The organism is Rhodococcus sp. TAF43, assembly GCF_052113525.1.
In the GTDB taxonomy this organism is placed as follows: Bacteria; Actinomycetota; Actinomycetes; order Mycobacteriales; family Mycobacteriaceae; genus Prescottella.
This window is the reverse complement of sequence record NZ_JBFRDL010000098.1, coordinates 1-5,066: the sequence shown is the minus strand read 5'-3', so window position 1 is coordinate 5,066 and position 5,066 is coordinate 1. Positions and strand designations below refer to the sequence as shown.

8 protein-coding genes and 1 pseudogene are annotated in these 5,066 nt (G+C 72.0%); 3 read left to right on the top strand and 6 right to left on the bottom strand.

Annotated features, from left to right (window positions below; translation table 11 throughout):
- Nucleotides 1-383: pseudogene (locus tag AB4Z09_RS28760) on the top strand (hypothetical protein); the annotation flags it as partial.
- Between the two features lie 23 nt (nt 384-406).
- On the opposite strand, the gene AB4Z09_RS28755 reads toward AB4Z09_RS28760, so the two are convergent.
- Genes AB4Z09_RS28755 through AB4Z09_RS28730 form a run of 6 tightly spaced genes read right to left on the bottom strand, consistent with a single transcriptional unit; the run spans nt 407 to nt 3,709 of the window.
- Nucleotides 407-1,063 (bottom strand): alpha-ketoglutarate-dependent dioxygenase AlkB family protein, encoded by a 657-nt coding sequence (locus tag AB4Z09_RS28755; RefSeq protein ID WP_442241353.1) that lies wholly within the window; start codon nt 1,061-1,063, stop codon nt 407-409.
- Nucleotides 1,064-1,345: a metal-binding protein gene (locus AB4Z09_RS28750; protein WP_442241352.1), complete on the bottom strand. Its 282-nt coding sequence runs from the start codon at nt 1,343-1,345 to the stop codon at nt 1,064-1,066.
- The gene (locus AB4Z09_RS28745; protein ID WP_429517072.1) at nt 1,335-2,054 is read right to left on the bottom strand and encodes a 2OG-Fe(II) oxygenase; all 720 of its coding nucleotides are present in this window, start codon (nt 2,052-2,054) and stop codon (nt 1,335-1,337) included. Before AB4Z09_RS28745 ends, AB4Z09_RS28750 begins: the two co-directional genes overlap by 11 nt.
- A complete protein-coding gene (locus tag AB4Z09_RS28740) occupies nt 2,051-2,650 on the bottom strand; it encodes a methylated-DNA--[protein]-cysteine S-methyltransferase (RefSeq protein ID WP_442241351.1) in 600 nt (199 codons plus the stop codon). Before AB4Z09_RS28740 ends, AB4Z09_RS28745 begins: the two co-directional genes overlap by 4 nt.
- A complete protein-coding gene (locus AB4Z09_RS28735) occupies nt 2,647-3,159 on the bottom strand; it encodes an RNA polymerase sigma factor (protein WP_114724595.1) in 513 nt (170 codons plus the stop codon). Before AB4Z09_RS28735 ends, AB4Z09_RS28740 begins: the two co-directional genes overlap by 4 nt.
- Nucleotides 3,160-3,205: 46 nt before the next feature.
- Nucleotides 3,206-3,709, bottom strand: coding sequence for a methylated-DNA--[protein]-cysteine S-methyltransferase (locus AB4Z09_RS28730; RefSeq protein WP_442241350.1), 504 nt, complete (start codon nt 3,707-3,709; stop codon nt 3,206-3,208).
- Nucleotides 3,710-3,769: 60 nt separating this feature from the next.
- Between AB4Z09_RS28730 and AB4Z09_RS28725 the strand changes: the two genes are divergently transcribed.
- Together AB4Z09_RS28725 and AB4Z09_RS28720 are read left to right on the top strand one after the other, a co-directional pair.
- Nucleotides 3,770-4,375 (top strand): ribulose 1,5-bisphosphate carboxylase large subunit, encoded by a 606-nt coding sequence (locus AB4Z09_RS28725; RefSeq protein ID WP_114724600.1) that lies wholly within the window; start codon nt 3,770-3,772, stop codon nt 4,373-4,375.
- Nucleotides 4,376-4,417: 42 nt separating this feature from the next.
- Nucleotides 4,418-4,921, top strand: a complete 504-nt coding sequence (locus AB4Z09_RS28720) for an SRPBCC family protein (protein ID WP_114724593.1) — start codon at nt 4,418-4,420, stop codon at nt 4,919-4,921.
- Nucleotides 4,922-5,066 lie beyond the last annotated feature (145 nt).

Below are 5,066 nucleotides of genomic sequence, written 5' to 3'. Positions count from 1 at the left end.
TGGCGCAGGAGGCCGAGGACGCCGCGATCGACTACGCCGCGGACTTCCCCTTCACCGCCGAGCGACCCTGCCCGCCCGCCGCCGAGGACTCCGAATTCCAGTGGTCGGAGAACATCGGCCGGATCCACCGAGGCGCGACATTCCTCGCGGACGAGGGATGCGGCATCTATGACCTCCTGATCCTGCGCGGCCCGGCCACGGGGCAGGTGTGGTGGCACAGCTACGAGCACGCCGCCGCGCTGCCGGTGCTCCACCCAGACACCCGCGAGCCGCTGACGTTCCTCGACTGGTACGAACTCTGGCTCGCCCGCGCCCTCGACCCGGACCTTGACCAGGTGGAGAGCTTTGCCGAGTTCGCCGACCACGGCACGAACCACGCCTGACGTATCGCGGTCCCTCGGGTACATCACCCCAACCCGGTCACGCGCAGTGTGATGTTGAGCCGCCCCGACGTGAGCCCGCAGCCCGGGTCGGCGGTGCCCGGAAAGACCTTGGGCACACCGTGGTACGCGAAGCGGGACGGGCCGCCGAAGACGAACAGATCGCCCGAGTGCAGTCCCACGTCGGTGTACGGCTTGCCGCGGGTCTCGGCATTGCCGAAGCGGAAGGTGCAGGTGTCGCCGATGCTCAGCGACACGACCGGTGCGCCGCAGCGCTCCTCCTGGTCGCGGTGCATGCCCATGCGGGCGGCGTCGTCGTAGAAGTTGATCAGCGCGGCATCGGGCTCGTAGGCCGCGCCCGCGGCCGGGTCGTCGTACGCGTCGGCGACGGCGCGTTTCCCCAACTCCGCCAACCATTCCGGCACCGGAAGCACCCGGCCGCCCCCGGCGTCGTCGGCGACGCGGCTGTAGCGGTACGGCTGCCAGTGCCAGCCGAGGCACACGGTCTGTACCGACATCTCGCGCCCGGTCGGCAGCCGGGCCGCCCGCATCGGTACCGGTCCGCGCGCCCACTCGCGGCACGCGTCGACGATGCCGCGCTGCCGGTCGACGTCGAGCCAGTCGGGGACCAGCACCGCACCGTCCGCGACGGTGCGGCGGGGCCGCGGGATGAGCGCCGACATCTAGCGACTCCCCTTCCGGCTGTGCGCCTTCCAGGCGTTGCACTTGTCCCGCAGGCACACCGCGCAGGGCCGGTAGCCAGCGGCGATCGCGGTGTCCTCGTCCGCGAAGAACACCCGCTGCGTCACGTACCCGCCGCGGGCGATGGCGCGGGCCGCACCGGGGCAGTCCAGCGTGCCGTAGATGCGATCCTTCCGGTGCCCGCCGAGCGTGCCGGGAGTGGCGCTCTCGTGCGGCTTCCCGTCCCTGCCGATCAGCGTGTACATCGTCGGTTCACTCCGCATCGTGCAGGACCAGACCGAGTGTGCGCCGGATGCCGCTGCGCACCGTGCTCACCCCGTGCCGCATCGGCGCGGCTGACCAGCCGCGCACCGACTGCACCGGCCGGTCGTTGGTGGTGAACACGAACGCATGCCCCTGCCGCAGCACGGTGGCGGTGCCGCGGGACTGGGCGCGGGCCCGCTGCTCCACGAGCAGGAACTCGCCGCCCTCGTGATCGACGCCGGGCCGGTCGAGCCCGATCACCACCTGCAGCGGAAACACCAACTCGCCGTACAGGTCCCGGTGCAGCGCGTTCCAGTCACCGGTCCCGTAGCGCAGCAGCAGCGGGGTGGGCCGGCGCTGCCCGGCGGCGTGGCACATCGCGAGCCACTCGTCGAGGGTGTCCGGCCACGGCGCCGGCCGCCCGAGTCGCCACGCCCACTCGCGGGCCACGGGGAGCAGTTTCACGTAGAACATCGCGCGCATCTCGGCGATCGGCGCGGGCAGCGGGTAGTCGAAGTACCGATACTGCCCGGCCCCGTAGCGGTGCCGGGCCATGTCGACGGTGGACCGGAACCGGCCGGCGTCGTCGTACAGGTCGACCAGCTCCCGACACTCGTCCCGCGTGAGCAGTGGGCGGGCGCTCTGGGCACCGCCGAACGTGTCGAGCTCGTCGAGCAGCGGCACCCAGTCGACGGCGTCGACGCGCTCGGTCAGCGTCGCGGCGCTCATGCCGCCTCCAGTGTCAGCAGCGCGCGCTTGGTCTCGGCGCCGCCCGCGTACTGCCCCATGCTGCCGTCGCTGCGGACCACCCGGTGGCACGGCACGAACAGCGGCAGCGGGTTGGTGGCGCACGCGGTGCCGACCGCCCGCACCGCGCGCGGGCTGCCGGCCGCCTCGGCGATCTGCGCGTAGCTCGCGGTGCGGCCGTACGCGATGTCGGGCAGGTGGGTCAGCACCGAGCGCCGGAACCCGCGGGACAGCCGCAGATCGAGGGAGACGTCGAAGCGGGTGCGACGGCGGGAGAAGTACTCGTCGAGCTGCCGGGCCGCATCGTCCAGGCGGGCGGGCGCCTCGAGGATCCGCGGGCTGACCTGTTCGGCGAGCATCGCGAGCACGGCGTCGTGGTCCTCGCGGGCGTACGCCACCCGGACGAGGCCCGCCTCGGTGGCGGCCAGCATCAGCCGTCCGACGGGGGTGTCGACGGTGCGGTAGGCGATGTCGAGCAGGCCGTCACGGTCGGCGGCGGCCGTCAGGCGGGCGTGCAGCGAGCTCAGCGCATCGGCGTCGGCGCCGTCGTGCGCATCGGGGAACGTCAGGGCGCTCATCGTGCGGCTCCTTCCTGTGCGAGCGGTTCGGGATCGGCGGCGGCCGGATAGGTCCGTCGCAGGCGGGCGATACCGTCGGACGCGGCCCGGCGGGCGGCGTCGGTGCTGTTGCCGAGGATCCCGGCGACCTCCGCGTAGGGCAGGCCGGCGAGGTGGTGGTAGACCACGGCGGCGCGCTGCGTGAACGGCAGGTCCGCGAGCGCGTCCCACAGTTCGTGGTTCCACAAGCCGGGGAGTCCGCGCGCGGTTGCCCGGTCCGGTACCTCGTCGGTCGGGATCGGAACCCGCTGTCGGGTCCGGTGGACGTCGACGGCCTTGCGGTGCGCGATGGTCACCAGCCACGCCTCGACGTTGGCGCCGGGCGGCAGGTCCGGGTAGGCACGCAGCGCGGCGAGGAAGGTCTCCGACCAGGCGTCCTCGGCTTCGAGCGGGCCGAGCAACGCCCGGCACACCCGCAGCACCACCGGCCCGTGCTCGGTGACGATCTGTTCGAACGGTTTCAGTCCCACACCCTGTAGACGCTCCGGGGCGCCGGAACGTGAGGTGCCACCGCCGTCAGAACAGCCCATCCTGGATTCCCACGGAGGCCGGGCTCTCCAGATCCAGCAGGAACTGCTTGCGTTCGAGCCCGCCGGCGTACCCGGTGAGCGAGCCGTCACTGCCGACCACGCGGTGACACGGCACGATGATGCCGATCGGGTTCCGGCCGTTCGCGGCGGCCACCGCGCGGATCGCGGCCGGGTTGCCGAGGTGCTCCGCCAACTGCAGGTACGTCCAGCAGTCGCCGTACGGGATGGTCCGCAGCGCGTCCCACACCCGCTGCTGGAACTCCGTGCCCGCCGGCGCGAGCGGCACCGTGAACTCGGTACGGGCGCCGTCGAAGTACTCGGCCAACTGCGCGGTCACGTCGTCGAATCCCGCGTCRACGCGCGGGCCGAACCGCGCGCTGTCCGGCAGGTGCCGCTGCGGGTGCATGTAGAGCCCGCACAGGCCCTCCGGTGTCCGGACCAGCGTCAGCGGCCCGACGGGCGATTCGACCACGGTGTGCACGGCATCCACGTCCTCGATACTCCCAGCAACCACCGACAGTTCGCGAGGATCGGGCAGGATGGCGGGATGCTGCCGTTCCCCGTCAATCCGCTCCAGATCCTCCCGACGGTGCAGAAGGCAGCACAGTCGTCCCTGCAGTGGTCCGTCGACACCGCCGTATTCGTCGTCGGCCTCCCGACACGGGTGGCCGCGCTGCTCGACGAGGCCGAGGGCCTGGTGCGGCAGGTGTCCGGCGTGGTCGATGGCGCAGCCCGCGCGGTGGCCGCGGCGGACGCCGTGATCGCCGCGTGCGCGACGCTGGTGGACCGCACCGCGGTGGTCGCGAACGAGACCGAGATCGTGGTCGCCACCGCGGCGCGCTCGGCCGCGGTCGCCGACGAGCTGCTCGGCATCTACCAGCCGCTGGCGCTGGCGGCCGCGCCGCTGGCGTCGCAGTTCGTCGACGAGATCAGCGAGGACGAGGTTCATGCCGCGGTCAGGCTGTTCGACCAGCTGCCCGAGCTGACCGACCGGATGACCGCGCTGATGCCGATCCTCGCGACCCTCGACACCGTCTCCCCGGAGATCCACGAACTGCTCGAGGTGGTCAAGGACGTGCGGCAGGCGATCATCGGAGTTCCCGGATTCCGCTTCTTCCGGCGGCGCGGGGAGGACAAACTGGGAGAGGGCGAGTAGCCGACACCCCACCCGCCCGGAACCTTCGAACGGGAGAGCCCGATGGATCCGCAACCGCGAGGCACGCTCGACCGCGCAGCCGACGGCGTCGACCTGCTCATCACCCGCACGTTCGACGCCCCGATCGCGGACGTCTGGGCGTCGATCACCGAATCCGACCGCACCGCAGGATGGTTCGGCCCCTGGGAGGGAGAACCGGGCGCCGGCAACACGATCCGGGTGCAGTTGGCGTTCGAGGAGGACACACCGTGGAGCGAGATGCTGATCGACGCGTGCGATCCGCCGCGGCACCTCGCGCTGTCGGTGACCGATCCGGGCGGGGCCTGGCGGCTGTCCGCCGATCTGCGTGAGGCGGACGGGGCCACCGAGCTGACGCTCACCCACCTCGGCATCCCCGTCGACACGGTCAGCGAGGTGGGGCCCGGGTGGGAGTACTACCTGGACATGCTCGTCGCGGCACGCCGGGGCGAGACGCTCCCCGAGTTCGGCGACTACTTCCCGGCGCAGAGCGGGTACTACCGGGGCCTGGCCGACGACCTCGGCTAGGGCATGTCTGAAAAATGACCAGCCCTGGCGCTAGGTGTCTTCAACACCGTCCTCACCCCGCTGCAGCAGGACCACTCCGTGGTGTTCCCGGGCGCGGTACGGCCTGCTGCAACGTGGCGGCGACCCATCCAAGGGCCGCCAGGGG